Genomic DNA, 16,976 nt, shown 5'->3' with positions numbered 1-16,976 from the left:
CACGTTCGACGAAGTGGTCTGATTGCTTGGGGTCTAGATGCGCGCGTCCTTGGAGTCGATCGTGACGAAGCGCAACACCTTGCCATCGTGACTCCGTGCCGAAGCAGGTGCGACAAAGGTGAACGCCATGACGACCTTGCCGGGGTCGATACGTCCCGAGGCTTCGAGCTCTCCCCGGTGTTCCGGCTCCACGACCGGGTAGAGGGAAACCACTCCCCGGCGCTCGGCGACGTAGTGTTCGGTCGTGTCATTTCCCCCATGCGCCAAGGCGCCGGCGATTCGCAGAGCCGCTGCACGATGCCGCGGTTCGCTGATTGCGCCGAAGGTCTCGGCACGTCTGCGTTGGCGGCTGAACCAGGAGAAGGTTCGTGACGATGTGCCGATGGAGAGCTGCTTGTTTCCGGAGGCGTGTTGGGGAGCAAGGACAAGCCAGTCGTCGACTTTGGAGGAGGCTGTGATCTCCTTCAAGTATGCGAGATGCGGATCGAAACGCCCTTGGGCGTCCCACTTCAATGTTTGGACCAGCCTCAAAAGTTCGGCGGAAGTGAGCGTCCCCGTGAGTGCATTGAACCGGTGGTGCGTTTCCGTCTCGTCGAAGTAATAGGCGAACGTGCTCGGTTTGGTGGACATGGACTCCAGGACGGGGATCCAAAGGTCCGTGTTGTGTCGCAGCGCGGGCGCCCCTGACGGGTATGCCGTGGGTTCCTCCCACTTGCCTGGCGAATCCATGGCTACCAGGCGGGTGTTGTACATCTTGTTAGCGGCTGCGGGCTTCAACCAGGAAAGATGCTGGGAGACCAAAGGCGGTACCCGCTCGGGTGTGACCTGGGGCTCCCCGTCGATCATGATGGAGTACTGCTGTAGTCCATCGCGGAAGCTCTCCTCATCACGGCAGATCGCCTCGAAGGCTTCGTACAGATCGATGTCTTTCTTGCCCATCGTCTCCTCGCGACCCAAGTAGAGACGGACCAGATCCTGGTAACCCTTGCGGAACCCGAACCAGCGACCCATCTGCATCAGAGTCGAGGCGTTGTTGGTCCGGCGGCGGTAGTAGGTGACCGTGAGCCCCTCGACCGTGAAGCCACGGGCGAGTTTCTGCCCGCCGATGAGGATCTTCCACAAGGAGCGCTTGTCGAAGTCGGCTTCGCCGTTCTCGATGTCCTTGTCGCCGTTGACGACGATGATCGGCTGGTTGTCACCGCCGATACGGATTGCCGCCACGCCGACGTATGGGGAGAGGTCGTCGTAGGAATCGGGGACTGCGAAGCCCTCGGAGCGTACGCGCGAGACAGGGGCGATGTCCGTGTTGAAGAGTGCGCGCAGTCGTGCGTGGCCCTCGGGCCCGGTGTAGCCGGCGGACCACCACATCTTTTGTACGCGGCCACGCAGTTTCTGGTGATGCTCCGTACGTACCGATTCGTGGATGAGCATCGTGTGATGCTGGAAAGTGCGGTCTCCCAGGCCATTTGCCTCGCGGTACAGCTTCATGGCGGCGGTGAGGACGAACATGTCCATCGCCTGTTGGAGAGCTGTGTCGTCCTCTTCCGACGCGAGTTTAATGTCTCGGACATGCGCCTTTTCGTTGGAGTTGGCGAAAGTCCGCTCATCTCGTGGGATCGGGGAGTCCAGGTCATGGAAGTCCTGGACTCCCATGTATCCCTGCGGGCGCGGCAGGGAGACGATGAAGTCCTTTGGGAAGATGTCCTCTGCGTCGCTGGGGTCGATGAATACATTTGCGAAGGGTGTTGCCGTGTAGCCCACGTACTGGGCACGGGGGAGGAGCCGTAGGAGTTCGGAGATCTTGTCGTTGATGGCGGTGCGATCTACATCCGCCTTGTTGGGGTTGGCGGTGTTGACCGATGCCTCGTCGGACTCGTCATCGATGATCAGGACCGGGATCTCGGCGAGCGGCGTTTTGATCTTGTTGAGATCCTGGACCAGTCGAGCCAGCACCGCCTGGTTCTTCTTGACGACCATCAGACGGGCCGACGAGCGATGCAGGTTGCGAGGATCGTGAAGTGGGAGAGCTGGTTCCTGCTTCTCGAACTCCAAGGCGACAATGCCTTGTAGGAGACTCTTGTAATCGTTGTCCCTAGTGGTCATTCGGACGATGTCGAAGCCGCCGAGGGCGGAGGGTAGCCCACCATGGGAGAGGAATTTGCCCTGTGCCCAGGCCGGGTCGTCTGCATAGTCGGACTCGTACTCGGAAGCTCCGCGCAGGATGTTCTCGCGGCCGACGAGTTCCATGTCGAGGCGGCGTTGCGTCTGAGCACGCAGCAGGTTCAGCGTGCCGCCGAGGACGATGACCAGGCGATAGCCGGCGTCAACGGCCTTTGCGATGACGCCCGTGAAGTTGGCGGTCTTACCGGATTGCACGTAACCCACCACCAAGCCCTTTGACTGGTAGGCGGCTGTGGAGGTCGGGTCGGCAAGGCGCTCGACGACGCGGTCGGAGGCCGAGTCGAGGCCCGCTACCGCGGTCTCGGCCCAGCCGTTCTGTGAAAGCAAATGGCGATACGCCGGCCAGTACCAGCTGCGACCTTGCTGGGACTGGGTCGTGTACCAAGGGGTGAACGTATCGCTGATCACGACAGGCCCAGACGTCTTGGGAACCGGGACCAACAGGTTGAGGATCTTTTGCGTGTCCTCAGAGAGGTTGAGGAGAGCGAGGACGGCGGCACGTCGCTCGTCGGTACGGGGTTCGGTCGGTGACCACGTGGGACTCTCGGCGTAGTCCCACTGCGTGAGCTGCTTGCGCCAGAGCTCAACCAATTGGTCCGTGGAGTGTGCCGCGTTCAGCGTTGTCCGGAAATCCTCATCCGTGGCAAGTGCTTCAGCCGCGGGCCCTTCTTCCTCGGACTGGTAGGTCAGTGCACGCAGCAGGTTCTTCGGTTTGCTGTCCATACCTGCAAGGGCCGAGGTGTGGAGCGTGAGCCGGAGCATTTCGGTGGGGTTCATCGATGATTCCTCGGGCTTACGGGAGGCGAAGGTCGGCTAGGAGGGCCGGAGGCTTGGGAGACTCTGGGAGACCGGTTACGTCGAGTGTGTACGTGACATCGCGAATGCGGTCTCGAAACTGCGCGGGCACGGACTCTGTATCCAGGCGCGGCAGTTGGTCATCGACAAGGAAGCCGATCGGTTGGGTGCGCAAGCGCCACCGTTCGTCGTCCGGGACTTCAGGGTCCCAACCTGTCGCGGTGAGATGCCCGTCGAGGCGATCGAGTCGTTCCGGGGCGTGCTCGGCAACGTCACTGCGTACAGAGCGGACACAGTCTGCGAGGGTACGACCGTCGATTCCCCCTCGTGTGACTTGCAAGGAGACCAGCCACAAGGGGCGGTCGCCGCTCGGCAGTAGTTGGCCGAGTCCATGGACTGTGTGTTCGCGCCGTTCCGAAGCAGTGGTCTTCACCTCCATGTCGAAGCCGAGCAGACCGAAGTCGTGCTCCTCACCGTCCGGACCTGTCCAGGCCTTCACGGCGGTGGACCAACCATGTGCGGAGGCGATCGACGAGAGAACGGAGAGTTCGCCGATCAGGCCGATACGTTTCTCTGCTCGTAGCGCTCGCGGACGATCCAGCAGCGCGCTCCAGGCGCGTACGGTCTCTCCGAATGCTTGATCCAGCGTGCGGTCATGAGTCACGATCCGGTCGGCGACGGCGTTCAGGAGGTCGTGAAAGTCGCGAATCAGAGCTGCCTGGGTGGTTCTGATGCGAGCCATCCGCATCCCTCGCTCCGCGATCTGGTCAATGCGGATCAACGGCAGTGGGGAGTGTGGCGGCTGGTGGCGCCGGTCGAGTTCTACGTAGAGAGCAATCTCGCGACCACCCTCGCCAACGACGTAGGAGACCTCTGGATGAGTCGAGGGGGCGGAGAGCCGATACGAGGTGGACTGATTCTCACCGAGGTAGTACTCAACGGAGGGCCACGGTACGTACGGTCCCTCAACCATCGTCTGCCACCCTGTCCAGCTCCGCGCGGGCTGCAGACACGAGGATCGACTGCCACAGTTGGAGGTTGTCCTTCTCGCGGCTTCCGCTGTACTCCTTCTCGAATACTTGGTGCAGGAGTACATACATCAACGACTTGAGCAGGGGAGCATCGTTGGCACCACCGCTGCGTCCGCCAAGGATCGCGGTCCGATAGTGCTGGTTGAGCACGATCGTGCGGTCGTCACGGTCGACATCGAAAAAGAGCTCGTTGTCGAGCCTCTGCCAGCGGAGTGCGATGGGTTCCTCGTGCGGGATCGTCGGCAGCTCGTCCTCGATCGTTTCACGTACAGCTGGGTCGAGACCTTCGCCCGGCGGGAGAACGGGCTTGCGGGTGGTGCCGGAACGCTTGCGGGCGTCGCGGTAGACCCCCTCGGCGGCGTTCAAGTAGTCCAGGAAGACATCGCCCGCGGGGGTGGAGGCTTCCTCCAGCGCGGAGGTGAACTCGGGCGACGCCTCGACCCCAGCCTTTTTCACTGTGAGCCGGAATGCGTCGCCAGGGCGGTCAGGGAGGTTCACGGCCACGCGGGCGAGGGAGAGGTGCTGCTCGGGCTGCCGGAAGTTGTTCCAGCCACCCGCCTGGACCAGACGGTTGTTGCGGTAGAAGTAGAAGCCTTGGCGTTCCATGCCGGAGCCAACTGCTTTGTATTCGTCGAGGTTGGACTTTGGTGTCCAAACATGGGCATCCAATGTGACTGCACCGACGGAGGGGAGCGACGCCGTGAACTTCCGCGGGTACTCGGGATGTCCTGGGACGGGGTACCCGAATGGGTTCAGCGGCTCGACGCCGAAGTTCATGTAGATCGTGCCAGTACGCACGTCCTCGACGGCGATGGTGATGTTGAAGTCCTCGCGTGCCAGGAACCGGTGCAGGTGGAGGCCGAGGTGTAGGCCCAGCTTGTTGATCGTGCGGTGGAGGTATCGGTCGGTCTGACCTCCGCCGCCATGCTTCGGGAAGTCCTTGACACCGTCCCAGCGGACGACTGTGCCTTGCCATTCGATTGGACGCCCGCTGTCGTATCGATCGATGAGTTTTTGCGCGTACTCCGGCTCCACGATGTCGCAGTCGAAGCTTGAGACCGCACGCTCCATTACCCAACGGCGACCGGCCGTGCGGGTGCGTTTGGTCGTGCTGACCACCGTGACTGCCGAGGCGTGGCTGAGCGAGGCGGACTTGAGGCCCGTTCCGAACATGCCGAGTGCGTCGGCGGCGTAGTCGCGCCGGCCACCGACGGTCATGGCGATGTCGAGGGCGGCCTCGTCCATTCCCTTGCCGTCGTCGACGACCAAGAGGCTGACGAGTTGATCACCGTCGCGCAGGAAGTGAATGACCACATCCTTCGCTCCGGCGTCGATGGAGTTGTCGACGAGATCGGCGATCGCGACCTCGAACCCGTAGCCCTGACTGCTCAGTGCCTCCATGTAGCGCGCATCCGGCGGGAGGCGCTTGCTCCCGGCAGTGGGGACGTCGAACTGCCAGTCGTGGGTCATGGCCTCGCCTTGGGGATCCCGGCTGATTATATGAGCATTGGTGACCATAGCGGTCGGGTCGGACAATGGGCTGCGAGGCCCGAATGTCGACTGAGCCGGGCCAGGCGCTATTGCGTTCTGTTCGCCGGGGCGTCCGCCCTTATGGATTGATCTCGGGCCCGAGCCACTGCCCTCGCGATGGTCTCTGGACTCTCGTGCTCCCAGAAGCGGAGGACCGTCCATCCTTGAGCCTGCAGATGGTCCGTTGTCTCCCGGTCGCGGGCCATGTTCCTGTCCAGCTTGGTTCGCCACCATTCGGCGTTGGCCTTTGGGTGCGTCGCATGCTGGGGGCAGCCGTGCCAGAAGCAGCCGTCCAGGAAGACCGCGACCTTGGCCTTACCAAAGACAATGTCGATCGTGCGTCTCCGCATGCCGGGTACCGGAACGTTCACGCGATAGCGCAGCCCTGCTCCGTGGAGCAACTTGCGCACTGCGACTTCGGGGGCCGTGTCACGCGAGACCTGTCGGCTCATGCGCGCCGAGACGGCAGCGGAGGAAGGAACGGCATCGGGCACCTGGGTATTGTGCCGGCGGTCAGGGTGCGTCGGGGCTGCTTTGTCTCCTCGCTGCCTTCCTGAGTCAGCCATTGTTCCCACCACCGTGGACCGATGCCGTATAGGTCATTCTCGGCGCTGGGCCCGAGGCTCGCACCCTGCCCCGATGGTGCGGACCCGGTGAGGAGATCCGCCGCTGGGTGGCCAGACTCAGCCGTGAAGCGGTGTCCCGTGGCACCCCCTGTACGCCCTCCCCGACCCGCACCAGCAGTCCGCCCCCTTCGCCGGCGGCCACGCCACCGCCTTGCCCCTCGCCGCCAGCGTCGTCGCGTACTGCGGGAGCAGGTCCGCGTTCGATGGGGAGGACTGTTCCGAGGCCGCGAAAGCCTCGTAGGACGGGACCGTCGCCGTCACGATGCCCAGGTTGGCCGTGCCCGTGGAGGACAGGTCGCGGAGCGAGGCCTCGATGTCCGTCAGGTGGGCCGTGTGGGTCGGGTACTCGGATTCGAGTTCGGGGTACGCCGTCAGGAGTTCCGACAGTTCTCCTTCCGGCCAGTGGAGCACCGCCACCGGGAAGGGGCGGGACAGGGCCGAGCGGTAGGAGCCCAGTTCCGAGCGGAGGCGGGCGATTTCGGCCTGGAGTTCGGCCGGGTTGTTCGAGCCCAGGGCCCACAGGCGGTTCGGGTCGTGGAGTTCGTCCAGGGAGATCGACGCGTGGGCCGTGTGGACCTTGTCCGCGAGCGCGTCCCAGTTGTCGTGGGCGCGGCCCAGCATGCGGCGCACGCGGTGGCGGCCGGTCAGCAGGGACTGGGTGTCGTAGGGGACGTCGTCGTCGCCGGGGGTGAGGAGCAGCGTGATCGCCGTGGTGAAGCAGTCGTGGGACGCCTCGAGCTCGTCGTGGGACTCCAGCGTCTCGGCGATGATCTCCCACGGGGCCGGGTCCGCGGGGGCCGCCGTGCGGATGCCGGTGATCAGGGCGCGGGCCTCGGCCTCGTGGCCGTACTCCCACAGGTTCGCCGCTTGGAGTGCCTTGACGAGCAGGGGGCGCTCGGGGCTGTCGGCGAGGAGGCGGTCGTAGAGACTGGAGGCGCTTTCGCGGTCGCCGGCCAGTTCGAGGTGGGCCGCGGCCTGGAGCAGCAGCGACTCGTTGTCCTCGGGGTACTGCGTCGCGGTACGCAGCAGGCGCTCGGCTTCGGCGTTGTGATCGGCAGGCGTGTCGGGGCGCATGGATGACACGGTACTGCCGTACGGGGGTTCGGCGGGGGGCACGTTCGCGTGATGGCGGACGTGCTGTGTACCACTCTGGTGACTTCGGCGATCAGCGCCTAACCTGCGCCCGTGCGGGAGCGGATACCGGTCGTGGTCCAGGGGCGCGGCTCGCGGAGGCGGGCCCGGTTCGCGGGTGTGCTGTGGGCCGTCGCCGAGATCACCGTCACACTCGGCGTCGTGGTGCTCCTGCTGGTCGTGCACCAGTTGTGGTGGACCAATCGGCAGGCCCGCGAGGGCGCCGAGCGCCGCGTCCACGCCCTGGAGCGGGAGTGGGACGCCTCCGTCGGCGAGGCTCCGGAAGCCGCGCCGTCGGGCGAACCGGCGGCCGGCGAGGACCCGCCGGCCGCCGGGGGTGGGGGACGCGGCTCCGGAGCCCGTGCAGGGGAGTCCGTACGCCCGCCCGCCCCCCGCTGGGACCAGGCGTACGCCGTCCTGCGTATCCCGCGCCTCGGTGTTGTCGCCCCCGTCGCCCAGGGGATCAGCAAACAGGGCGTCCTGGACAAGGGGTACATCGGGCATTATCCCGGCACCGCGCACCCCGGAGGCGGCGGCAACTTCGCCGTCGCCGGGCACCGCAACACCCACGGCGAGCCCTTCCGGCACATCGACCGGCTGCGCAAGGGGGACGAGATACGGGTCGAGACGCGGAGCGCGGTGTATGTGTACGCCGTCGACCGGGCCCTCACACGGACGAGCCCTCGGGACATCGGCGTCATCCGGCCCGTTCCCCGCAGTCTCGTCACGCCGTCCGCCGGGTACAGCGCGCCCGGTTACTACCTGACCCTCACCACCTGCACGCCGGAGTACAGCTCCCGGTACCGGTTGATCGTGTGGGGGAAGCTCACGTCGATGCGGCCGCGGTAGGGCACCGGGTCTAGGGTCCTGACGTGCTCAAGCGTCGTCCTCAACTGCTCTGGCTGCTCGTGCCGTACGTCCTGTTCGTCGGTGCGCTGCCGCTGGTCAACCGTGTCCGGCCCGTCCTGCTCGGGTTGCCGTTCCTCTTCGTCTGGTTGCTCGGGGCGACGCTGGTCACTCCGCTCGCCGTCTGGCTCGCCCGGCGGGGGGACCGCCGGTGAACGCCGTCGTCGCCACCTCGATCTTCGGTCTCTTCATGCTCGGCACCGTCGCTCTCGGGCTTCTTGCCGTACGCGGGCGGGGCGGTGGGGGCGGCGGGCTCGCCGAGTGGTCCGTCGGCGGGCGCAGCCTCGGGGCCGTCTTCATCTGGGTGCTGATGGCGGGCGAGGGCTATACGAGTTTCAGCTATCTGGGGGCTGCGGGCTGGGGCTACAACTACGGCTCACCCGTGCTGTATGTGGTGGCGTACATGTCCTGCGGCTACGCCGTCGGTTACGTCGTCGGCCCCATGTTGTGGGCCTACGCCCGCAAGCACGGTCTGGTGGGGATCACCGATATGGTCGCCCACCGTTACGACCGGCCCTGGCTCGGCGCCCTGGTCGCCTTCCTCGCGACCGTCTTCCTGCTCCCCTACATCCAGCTCCAGATCACCGGCATGGGAGTCGTCGTCTCGACCATCTCCTACGGCGCCGTCAGCCTCAACTGGGCCTACTTCCTGGCCTTCGCCGTCACCACCGGTTTCGTCGTGGTGAGCGGACTGCGCGGCAGCGCCTGGGTGTCCGTCCTCAAGGACGTGCTCGTCATCGCGACCCTGGGCTTCCTCGCGATCTATGTGCCCCAGCACTACTTCGGAGGCTACGAGGAGTTCCTCGGGCGGCTCGTCGCGGAGAAGGGCGAGTGGCTGACCCTGCCCGGGCACGGGGGCGGCGGCTTCGGCGAGCTGTGGTTCGCCACCACCACCCTCCTCAACTCCCTCACCGTGGTGATCTTTCCGACCACCGTCGCCGGCTACCTCGGCGCCCGCAACGCCGACGCCCTGCGCCGCAACGCGATGTGGCTGCCCGCCTACAACGTCCTGCTCTTCGTGCCCATGCTTCTCGGCATGGCGGCCCTCTTCGTCGTTCCGGGACTCGTCGGCGCGGAATCCAACCTGGCCCTCTTCGAACTCGTCGTGGACTCGCTGCCGGCCTGGGCGGTCGGGATCGTCGGGGTGGCGGCGGCGCTGTCCTCCATCGTGCCGATGGCGGTCTTCATGCTCGTCATCGGCACCATGTGGGGACGCAGCGTCCTCTCCCTGGTGCCCGCGCTGCGCGAGCGGCAGAAGGGGGCGGCCCAGATCGTCGTCGTGGCGGCCGGCGCGATCGCCCTGCTGCTGACGTACATCGCCCCCAACACGCTCGTGCGGCTGTCCCTCATCTCGTACGAGGGGATGGCACAGCTCCTGCCCATGCTGCTGCTGGGGCTGGTGTGGCGGCGGCTCACGTTCGCGGGTGCGCTGGCCGGTCTCGCCGTGGGGGTGACGATCGTCTGCGTGCTCGTCTTCACCGGGCGCGATCCGGTGTGGGGCATGAACGCGGGCATCGTCGCCCTCGCCGTGAATCTGGCGGTCGCGCTGGCGGTGACGTACACGCGCCCGGCCGACCGTGATCCACGGCCCGACGGGGAGGTGCTCGCCGAGGATCCCCTCCCTGCGGCCGATCCCGCCCGCGAGGCGCATCCTGTATAACGGCTGGAAGGTGTCCCGACGGTGTTCGGGCAGCAGAGCGAGGAAGTGAGGTGGGAGCACATGGACGGCCGCCGGCTGTCGCGATGGGTGCACCCCTCCGCGTTCGCGCTGTTCCTGCTCTTCGAGATCCTGATCGCCGACGGCAGCAGCCTCTCCGCCGCCGTCGCGCTCGCCGCGACCGCCACGGCCTCGGCCGGTTCGGCACTGGTCGTCTGCGCCCTCATCAGCGCGCGCTGCGTGCCCGCCGTGCCCGTCACCCGGGTGCGTACCGCTCTGCGTGACCGGCGGCGGCGCACCGCTTTCCTGCCGCAGCGGGATCCGGACGCACGGGGCCGCACCAGGCCCAGGGCTCCCGGGCGTCTCGTCCTGACGACCGCGTAGGGGCGCAACCGCACACCGGCACACCGGCCACGGCCGGTTCGCCGCCGGACTGCCCGCTGCCGTATCGCTCGCCGCCGGGCCGCTTGCCGCCGACTGTTCGCGTGCGAGGGATCGCGCGCCGGACCGTCACGCGCGCCGGGCCGCTTACGAGCGACGGATCGTGTGCCCCGGACCGCCCGAGCGCTGGACCGCCCGAGCGCTGGACCGCTCGCGCAGGCGCGCCCGGTGATCCCGCAGCCTCCGCACCCCTCGCGGGTCGTCATGCCGCCATGACCGCATCCCGGCACGACGAGACCCACGGAGGGCTCACCCATGTCCGTATTCGCCAACCTGGTCGAGCAGCTCGCCGACCTGCTCCAGCCGCTCTTCCACGCATCGGCGACAGCCGCCGCGATCGTCCTGTTCACCGCGCTCGTACGGCTCGCCGTCCATCCCCTCTCACGTGCCGCCGCCCGCGGGCAGAAGGCCAAGGCCCGGCTCTCGCCGCAGATCGCCGAACTGCGGAAGAAGCACGGCAAGAACCCCGAGCGCATGCAGAAGGCGATGCTGGAGCTGCACAAGAAGGAGCAGGTCTCGCCGCTCTCCGGATGCCTGCCGAGCCTGTTGCAGCTGCCGGCGTTCTTCCTGATGTACCACCTGTTCTCCAGCAGCCGGATCGGCGGGGAGCCCAACGGTCTGCTCGGCCACACCCTCTTCGACGCCCCCCTCGGCGACCGCTGGGCGGATGCCCTCGCACACGGCGGGGTGTTCGGAGGTGCGGGCCTCGTGTACCTCGTGCTCTTCGCGGTCGTCACGGGCGTCGCGATCTTCAACTTCCGGCGTACGAAGCGTCAGATGGCGTCCTCGCCGCTGCCGCAGGGGGACACCCCGGGCATGGGCGCGATGATGAAGATCATGCCGCTGATGTCGTTCGCGACGCTGATCACGGTGGCCGTGGTGCCGCTCGCCGCCGCGCTGTACGTCGTCACCAGCACGGCCTGGACCGCCGTCGAGCGCACGGTCCTGTACCGGGACATGCCGACGGCCGGCGCGCTGGCTACCGTCGCGTAACAGTCCAGGTTGTGAACGGGGTCTTGCGGAGTGATCCGATGTCTTGGAGGATCAGCCAATCCTCCGAACCCCTCCGATGGCCGCTACCCATCGTCCGGGCTCGCACCGAACCAGGGGAGACAGACCATGAAGCTGCTGCGTGTCGGCACCTCGGGCGCCGAGCGCCCGGCCCTGCTCGACGTGGACGGGACTCTGCGCGACCTGTCCGGCCTTGTCACGGACATCGACGGGGAGCTGCTCGCCGACGCCTCCGCTCTCGGCCGGATCCGGGCCGCGGCACAGGGCGGCGAGCTGCCCGCGCTCGCCGCCGACGGGCTGCGCGTCGGCCCGCCGCTCGCCCGGATCGGCAAGGTCGTGTGCATCGGGCTGAACTACCACGACCACGCGGCCGAGACGGGGGCGGAGGCTCCCGCGGAGCCGGTCGTCTTCTTCAAGGCGGCGGACACGGTCGTCGGACCGAACGACACGGTGCTCGTGCCGCGCCGCAGCCGCAAGACCGACTGGGAGGTCGAGCTCGCGGTCGTCATCGGGCGTACGGCGCGCTATCTGGAGGACGACGAGGACCCGCTGTCGTACGTCGCCGGATACGCGATCTCGCACGACGTGTCCGAGCGCGAGTTCCAGATCGAGCGCGGCGGTACGTGGGACAAGGGCAAGAACTGCGAGACGTTCAACCCGCTGGGCCCCTGGCTGGTGACGGCGGACGAGGTACCGGACCCGCAGGCGCTGAGCCTGAGGCTGTGGGTGAACGGCGAGCTGAAGCAGAACGGCTCGACGGCCGACCAGATCTTCCCGGTGGCCGAGGTGGTCCGGTACGTCAGCCAGTTCATGACGCTGTACCCGGGAGACGTGATCAACACGGGTACGCCGGCGGGGGTGGCGATGGGGCAGCCCGAGCCGAAGCCGTACCTGCGGGCGGGGGACGTGGTGGAGCTGGAGGTCGAGGGGCTGGGGAGGCAGCGGCAGGACCTCAAGGACGCGTAGCGCGCCTGGTGGCGCGGGGGTTGGGGGTCCGGGGCTTCGGGTTCCGGCCTCGGCGCGGGGGCTGGGGCCGAGGTCCGGGGCTGGGTCCCCCGCCGTGGGCAGCAGGCACGGCCTGCGGCCGTGTCCTCAAGCGCCGGACGGGCTGGATTTGGCTGGACTGGTACGGACCGTTCGGCTCGTGGGTGGGCACGGCCTGCGGCCGTGTCCTCAAGCGCCGGACGGGCTGGATGGGGCTGGGCGTGCTTGGGTTGTGGCCGTTCCTGAGGTGTCGGGTGGCCCTGGATTTGGTCGGCCGATTCGGGCTCCCCGCCCGTGGGCAGCAGGCACGGCCTTGCGGCCGTGTCCTCAAGCGCCGGACGGGCTGGAGTTGGTTGGACTGGTGCGGACGGTTCGGCTTGTGGGTGGGCACGGCCTGCGGCCGTGTCCTCGAGCGCCGGACGGGATGGGCGGGCTTGTGTCGGGCGGCCCCGGAGCTGGCACGGCCTGCGGCCGTGATTCTCCAGTGCCGGGGCTGGGCGTGGCCGGGTTACGTGCCCGGTGGGGTGGAGGCCAGGAAGCGGGAGAGGGCGTCCACCACCATTGCGTGGTCCTCTGCCTGGGGGAGGCCCGAGACCGTGACCGTACCGATCACTCCCGCGCCCTCGACCGTGATCGGGAACGATCCGCCGTGCGCCGCGTACGTGTCCGGGTCCAGCCGCGACGACTCCTCGAACGTCGTGCCCTTCTCCCGGTGCCGCGTGCCGACCAGGAACGAGCTCTCGCCGTAGCGCTCGACGACCCGCCGCTTGCGGTCGATCCAGGCGTCGTTGTCCGCGCTCGAACCCGGCAGTGCGCAGTGGAACAGCTGCTGCGCGCCGCGGCGGATGTCGATGGCCACCGGGGCCTCACGCAGGTGCGCCATCTCGACCAGCATGCTGCCGAGCGCCCACGCGTCGGCATGGTTGAACCGGCGCAGGGTCAGACGGCGTTCCTGGTCGACCAGCTCATGGATGGTGGGGGGCGTTGTCATACGGACACCTCCACGGTGACGCCCTCACGGGCGGAGCGGCGCGCGGCCTCCAGGACCTCGAGCGCGGCGGCCGCCTGCTCGGCGGTGACCGGCGGGGGAGTGCCGTTGCGCAGGGCGTCGGCAACGGCCGCATAGTACGCAGGGTAGTCGCCCGGGAGCGTCTCCACCGGGTCGCCGCCGCCGGTGAGTGGTGACTCGCCGCCGCCGATCCGGCCCCACTGCGACTCGTCCTCCACGCCCCACGGCTTGTGGGTGTCCGGGCGCTTGCCGTCGCGCAGGTCCGCCTCCTGCGGGTCCAGGCCGTACTTCACATACCCGGCGGCCGAGCCGAGGGCGCGGAAGCGCGGGCCGAGCTGGGCGGTGGTGGCGCTGGCGTAGAGGTGCGAGCGGACGCCGTTCGCGTGGGTGAGCGCGAAGAAGGTGTCGTCGTCCGCCTGGGCGCCGGGGCGGCGCAGGTCGGACTCCGCGTACACGCGGGTGACCGGGCCGAACAGCGTCAGCGCCTGGTCGACGAGGTGGCTGCCGAGGTCGTACAGCAGACCCCCGATCTCCTGCGGGTCGCCCGACTCGCGCCAGCCGCCCTTGAGCTGTGGGCGCCACCGCTCGAAGCGGGACTCGAAACGCTGGACCTCACCGAGCGAGCCGTCCGCGATCAGCTTGCGGAGGGTGAGGAAGTCGTTGTCCCAGCGGCGATTCTGGAACACGGAGAGCAGCAGACCGCGGGCCTCCGCGAGCGCGGCGAGCTCACGCGCCTCGGCGGCGGTGCCGGCGATCGGCTTGTCCACGACCACCGAGAGACCCGCTTCGAGGGCGGCCTTGGCGACGGGGACGTGGGTCTTGTTCGGGGAGGCGATCACGACGAGGTCGAGTTCGCCGGCGTGGGTCCACAGCTCGTCGGGCGTGGCCACGAAGCGCACATCCGGGAACTCGGCGCGGGCCTGCTCCTGCCGCTCCGGGTTCGACGTGACGATCGTGTCGAGGACGAGGCCCTCGGTGGCCGCGATCAGCGGGGCGTGGAAGACGGAGCCCGCCAGGCCGTAGCCGACGAGTCCGACGCGGAGGGGGGTGCCGGTGCCAGTCATGGCCCCACTTAAGCAACGGTGTTGCCGAAGTGCAAGCGAGGGGGAGAATGGATGGCGTGAACACCAACGGGAGCAGGTACGGAAGCGGAAGCGGGCAGGGGAGCGGGCGCCTCGGCAATGGAGGGTCTTCGGGGACCGAGCTGCCAGAGCTGCCCAGCCTGTCCGGACTGCGCAGCGCGAACGCGGCGCGCGTCCTGGAGCTGTTGCGTGTGGCGGGTGAGGGCGGGATCAGCCGTCTCGAACTGGCGGAGGGCACCGGGCTCACCCCCCAGGCGGTCAGCAAGATCACGGCACGGCTGCGCGGGAGCGGGCTGGTGGCGGAGGCGGGCTACCGCGCCTCGACCGGCGGGAAGCCTCGTACGGTCCTGCGCCTGGTCCCTCCGGCGGCGCACGCCGTGGGGCTGCACCTGGACCGTGACGAGCTGACCGTCGTGCTGCTCGACCTGGCGGGGGTGCTCGTCGGCCGGCGTGTGGTGCCGCTGGATCTGGGAGCCGGCGCGGATGCGGTGATGGAGGCGGTGGCGGTCGAGGTGGAGTCCCTGCTGGCCGCTTCCGACCCGGCCGGCGCCCTGTCCGCCGGGCCCCTCTCCGGGCAGCCCTCCGCCACCCTGTCCGCCGGGCCCCCCTCCGGGCAGCCCTCCGCCACCCTGTCCGCCGGGCCCCTCTCCGAGCCGCCCTCCGCCGGGCGATTGTCCGCAGGGGAGCCGGGTTCCGTGCCCGCCCCGGCGCCCGCCGCCGCGCCGAGCCCCGGACCTGCGGGATCCGCCGCCGGAACCGGACCGGCTCCCTGGCTCGGCGAACCCGGACCGGCCCCGCAGCCCAGCGGTCCCGGTCCCGACAACCGCCCCTCCCACCGCGTCCTCGGTGTCGGCGTCGCCATGCCCGGGCCGCTCGATCACGCCTCCGGCGTTCCCCATCGCGTCACCGGATTCCCGCAGTGGGACGGCTTTCCCCTGCGGGACGCACTCGCCGAGCGGCTCGGGCTGCCCGTCGCGCTCGACAAGGACACCAACGCCGCCGCTCTCGGCCTCGCCCTCCGGACCAATGCCGCGGCCCTCGGGCTCGCCCTCCAGGGGAACGGGGACTCGTTCGCGTATCTGCATCTGGGGACCGGGCTCGGGGCGGGTCTCGTGCTCGGTGGGGGGCTCTACCGCGGGGCACGGACCGGGGCGGGGGAGTTCGGGCATCAGGTCGTGCAGCTCGACGGGCCGTCGTGCGGCTGTGGCCGGCGAGGGTGCATCGAGGCGCTCTGTCTGGCGGCGGTCGCCGACGGGGACCTCGCTGCCGCGGCGAGGATTCTCGGCGTCGGCGCCGCCAACCTCGTGGAGCTGCTGGACATCGACCGCGTCCTGCTCGGCGGCCGGGTCGTCGAGGCCGCGGCCGGCACCTTCGTCCGCGGAGTGGGCGAGCAGACCCCCGTGCCGGTGGAGCTCGCGAACGGTGGTCCGCACACGGTCGCCGAGGGCGCGGCACAGCTGGTGCTCGCCCCGGTCTTCGGGCGGGCCGAGGCCGCCTTCTCGTCACCGCTCCCGCCGTCGCGCACCGGGCAGAAAATACGCTGATAGGGCGGAGTTCGGCCGTTCGGGGACGTGCCTCCCGGGTCCCCGGGCGCCCGCGTGGCAGGGTCGCGCCCACGTCCCCTGCCCGCACCGGCCGAACAGCAAAGGTCAGCCATGCGACTGCGCAATGTCCTCGCCGCCGGCGCCGCCGCGGCCACCGTCGTCCCCGCAGCCCTCGCGGCCCCGGCGGCCGCCACCGCAGACCCGGCCGTGCGGGCCGCCGTCTCCGACACCGCCGCCAACCACGCCGGCGCGAGCAGCACCGCCGCGAACCAGGCCGGCGCGAGTAGCACCGCCGCGAGCAAGGCCACAGCAGGCACGGCCGAAGCGGGCACAGCCGAAGAGAACAAGGCCAAGGCGAGCAAGGCCAAGGCGAGCAAGGCCAAGGAGACCAGGGCCGCCGTCCGTGCCCCAGGCGACGAGCCCACCTGCGGCACGGTGGCCGCCAAGAGCTTCCCGATCGACTCCCGTATCCACGGCGGCCCGCCCGTGCACCACCCCGGCGGCGGTTTCGAGCAGTGGTCCGTCGACCTCGCCAACACCACCGCGGAGGCATGCCGCAACATCCACCCGGTGATCGTCTTCACCGCGCGGGACCGAGGGCTGACCCCGCCCAGGGTCACGCTCGAGTTCTACGACGAGGACGCCTCGCGCTGGCGGCCCGCGTCCCTGGAGACGACCGCGCAGGACGAGGTGATCGGCGTACTCGACGACGGCGCGTTCGCCGGTTTCGCGGTGCCGGCCCGTGCGACCGTCACCGTCCGGGTCCGGTTCGCGCTGACCGCGGACACTCCGCCCAACCAGGTCACCGTCAATGCCGCCGTCGTCCAGCGGCGCGGCGACGACGGCGACTGGGTCGGCGAGTCGGGCGACTACCGCTTCGCCGTCATGGACGACGACGGCTCCGGCCTCTCGGTCACCCGCGACGAGCTCGCCACCACGGGCACCGGGGCACTGGCCCGCCTCGGTATGGCTCTCGGCACGATCCTGCTGGGAAGTGCCGTCGTGGTGCTGGCCTCCAGGAAGCTGCGGACGGGCCGCCGCTGATCGT

At 68.8% G+C, this 16,976-nt stretch carries 15 protein-coding genes; 8 read left to right on the top strand and 7 right to left on the bottom strand.

Going from position 1 to position 16,976, the window contains the following annotated elements; genetic code table 11:
• Positions 1–33: 33 nt before the first annotated feature.
• From ACFWU3_RS19145 to ACFWU3_RS19125, 5 genes are all read right to left on the bottom strand, one after another.
• Positions 34–2,958 carry a Z1 domain-containing protein gene (locus tag ACFWU3_RS19145; protein ID WP_384438546.1) on the bottom strand — a complete coding sequence of 975 codons (2,925 nt, stop codon included), beginning with the start codon at positions 2,956–2,958 and terminating at the stop codon, positions 34–36.
• 16 nt (positions 2,959–2,974) lie between these two features.
• Positions 2,975–3,949: a PD-(D/E)XK motif protein gene (locus ACFWU3_RS19140; protein WP_384438543.1), complete on the bottom strand. Its 975-nt coding sequence runs from the start codon at positions 3,947–3,949 to the stop codon at positions 2,975–2,977.
• Positions 3,942–5,477 carry an ATP-binding protein gene (locus ACFWU3_RS19135; RefSeq protein ID WP_384438540.1) on the bottom strand — a complete coding sequence of 512 codons (1,536 nt, stop codon included), beginning with the start codon at positions 5,475–5,477 and terminating at the stop codon, positions 3,942–3,944. Before ACFWU3_RS19135 ends, ACFWU3_RS19140 begins: the two co-directional genes overlap by 8 nt.
• A 107-nt stretch (positions 5,478–5,584) precedes the next feature.
• Positions 5,585–6,031, bottom strand: coding sequence for a very short patch repair endonuclease (locus ACFWU3_RS19130; RefSeq protein ID WP_384438538.1), 447 nt, complete (start codon positions 6,029–6,031; stop codon positions 5,585–5,587).
• Positions 6,032–6,220: 189 nt separating this feature from the next.
• Positions 6,221–7,237: a hypothetical protein gene (locus ACFWU3_RS19125; protein WP_384438535.1), complete on the bottom strand. Its 1,017-nt coding sequence runs from the start codon at positions 7,235–7,237 to the stop codon at positions 6,221–6,223.
• Positions 7,238–7,348: 111 nt separating this feature from the next.
• Between ACFWU3_RS19125 and ACFWU3_RS19120 the strand changes: the two genes are divergently transcribed.
• From ACFWU3_RS19120 to ACFWU3_RS19095, 6 genes are all read left to right on the top strand, one after another.
• On the top strand, positions 7,349–8,143 hold the full coding sequence (locus ACFWU3_RS19120) for a class E sortase (RefSeq protein WP_384438532.1): 795 nt from the start codon (positions 7,349–7,351) through the stop codon (positions 8,141–8,143).
• A 53-nt stretch (positions 8,144–8,196) separates the two neighbouring features.
• The gene (locus ACFWU3_RS19115) at positions 8,197–8,355 is read left to right on the top strand and encodes a DUF3311 domain-containing protein (RefSeq protein ID WP_384438607.1); all 159 of its coding nucleotides are present in this window, start codon (positions 8,197–8,199) and stop codon (positions 8,353–8,355) included.
• Entirely contained in the window at positions 8,352–9,860 is a 1,509-nt protein-coding gene (locus ACFWU3_RS19110) for a sodium:solute symporter (RefSeq protein ID WP_384438529.1), read from the top strand. The genes ACFWU3_RS19115 and ACFWU3_RS19110 overlap by 4 nt, the downstream gene beginning before the upstream one ends.
• 60 nt (positions 9,861–9,920) lie before the next feature.
• Entirely contained in the window at positions 9,921–10,241 is a 321-nt protein-coding gene (locus tag ACFWU3_RS19105; protein WP_313948995.1) for a DUF6412 domain-containing protein, read from the top strand.
• 312 nt (positions 10,242–10,553) lie between these two features.
• A complete protein-coding gene (locus ACFWU3_RS19100; protein WP_384438526.1) occupies positions 10,554–11,291 on the top strand; it encodes a YidC/Oxa1 family membrane protein insertase in 738 nt (245 codons plus the stop codon).
• Positions 11,292–11,417: 126 nt separating this feature from the next.
• Positions 11,418–12,275, top strand: coding sequence for a fumarylacetoacetate hydrolase family protein (locus tag ACFWU3_RS19095; protein ID WP_384438523.1), 858 nt, complete (start codon positions 11,418–11,420; stop codon positions 12,273–12,275).
• 526 nt (positions 12,276–12,801) lie between these two features.
• Here the strand turns inward: ACFWU3_RS19095 and ACFWU3_RS19090 are convergent.
• Together ACFWU3_RS19090 and ACFWU3_RS19085 are read right to left on the bottom strand one after the other, a co-directional pair.
• On the bottom strand, positions 12,802–13,284 hold the full coding sequence (locus ACFWU3_RS19090; protein ID WP_313946141.1) for a heme-degrading domain-containing protein: 483 nt from the start codon (positions 13,282–13,284) through the stop codon (positions 12,802–12,804).
• Positions 13,281–14,366, bottom strand: coding sequence for a Gfo/Idh/MocA family oxidoreductase (locus tag ACFWU3_RS19085; RefSeq protein WP_384438520.1), 1,086 nt, complete (start codon positions 14,364–14,366; stop codon positions 13,281–13,283). Before ACFWU3_RS19085 ends, ACFWU3_RS19090 begins: the two co-directional genes overlap by 4 nt.
• Positions 14,367–14,422: 56 nt before the next feature.
• On the opposite strand from ACFWU3_RS19085, the gene ACFWU3_RS19080 reads away from it, so the two are divergent.
• Complete coding sequence (locus ACFWU3_RS19080; RefSeq protein ID WP_384438517.1) at positions 14,423–15,928, top strand: ROK family protein; 1,506 nt, start codon at positions 14,423–14,425, stop codon at positions 15,926–15,928.
• A gap of 111 nt (positions 15,929–16,039) precedes the next feature.
• A complete protein-coding gene (locus ACFWU3_RS19075) occupies positions 16,040–16,972 on the top strand; it encodes a hypothetical protein (protein ID WP_384438514.1) in 933 nt (310 codons plus the stop codon).
• Positions 16,973–16,976 lie beyond the last annotated feature (4 nt).

The sequence above is a fragment of the Streptomyces sp. NPDC058685 genome, from assembly GCF_042714725.1.
Classification (GTDB): Bacteria; Actinomycetota; Actinomycetes; order Streptomycetales; family Streptomycetaceae; genus Streptomyces.
The sequence above is the reverse complement of the archived record's forward strand: the minus strand, read 5'-3'. Positions and strand labels throughout refer to the sequence as shown.

Bases quoted from the DNA above. Each gene is read 5' to 3' on its own strand.
- ACFWU3_RS19135 (WP_384438540.1), bottom strand. From the start codon at position 5,477: ATGACCCACGACTGGCAGTTCGACGTCCCCACTGCCGGGAGCAAGCGC.
- ACFWU3_RS19140 (WP_384438543.1), bottom strand. From the start codon at position 3,949: ATGGTTGAGGGACCGTACGTACCGTGGCCCTCCGTTGAGTACTACCTC.
- ACFWU3_RS19090 (WP_313946141.1), bottom strand. From the start codon at position 13,284: ATGACAACGCCCCCCACCATCCATGAGCTGGTCGACCAGGAACGCCGT.
- ACFWU3_RS19100 (WP_384438526.1), top strand. From the start codon at position 10,554: ATGTCCGTATTCGCCAACCTGGTCGAGCAGCTCGCCGACCTGCTCCAG.
- ACFWU3_RS19075 (WP_384438514.1), top strand. From the start codon at position 16,040: ATGCGACTGCGCAATGTCCTCGCCGCCGGCGCCGCCGCGGCCACCGTC.
- ACFWU3_RS19095 (WP_384438523.1), top strand. From the start codon at position 11,418: ATGAAGCTGCTGCGTGTCGGCACCTCGGGCGCCGAGCGCCCGGCCCTG.
- ACFWU3_RS19145 (WP_384438546.1), bottom strand. From the start codon at position 2,958: ATGAACCCCACCGAAATGCTCCGGCTCACGCTCCACACCTCGGCCCTT.
- ACFWU3_RS19125 (WP_384438535.1), bottom strand. From the start codon at position 7,237: ATGCGCCCCGACACGCCTGCCGATCACAACGCCGAAGCCGAGCGCCTG.
- ACFWU3_RS19105 (WP_313948995.1), top strand. From the start codon at position 9,921: ATGGACGGCCGCCGGCTGTCGCGATGGGTGCACCCCTCCGCGTTCGCG.
- ACFWU3_RS19085 (WP_384438520.1), bottom strand. From the start codon at position 14,366: ATGACTGGCACCGGCACCCCCCTCCGCGTCGGACTCGTCGGCTACGGC.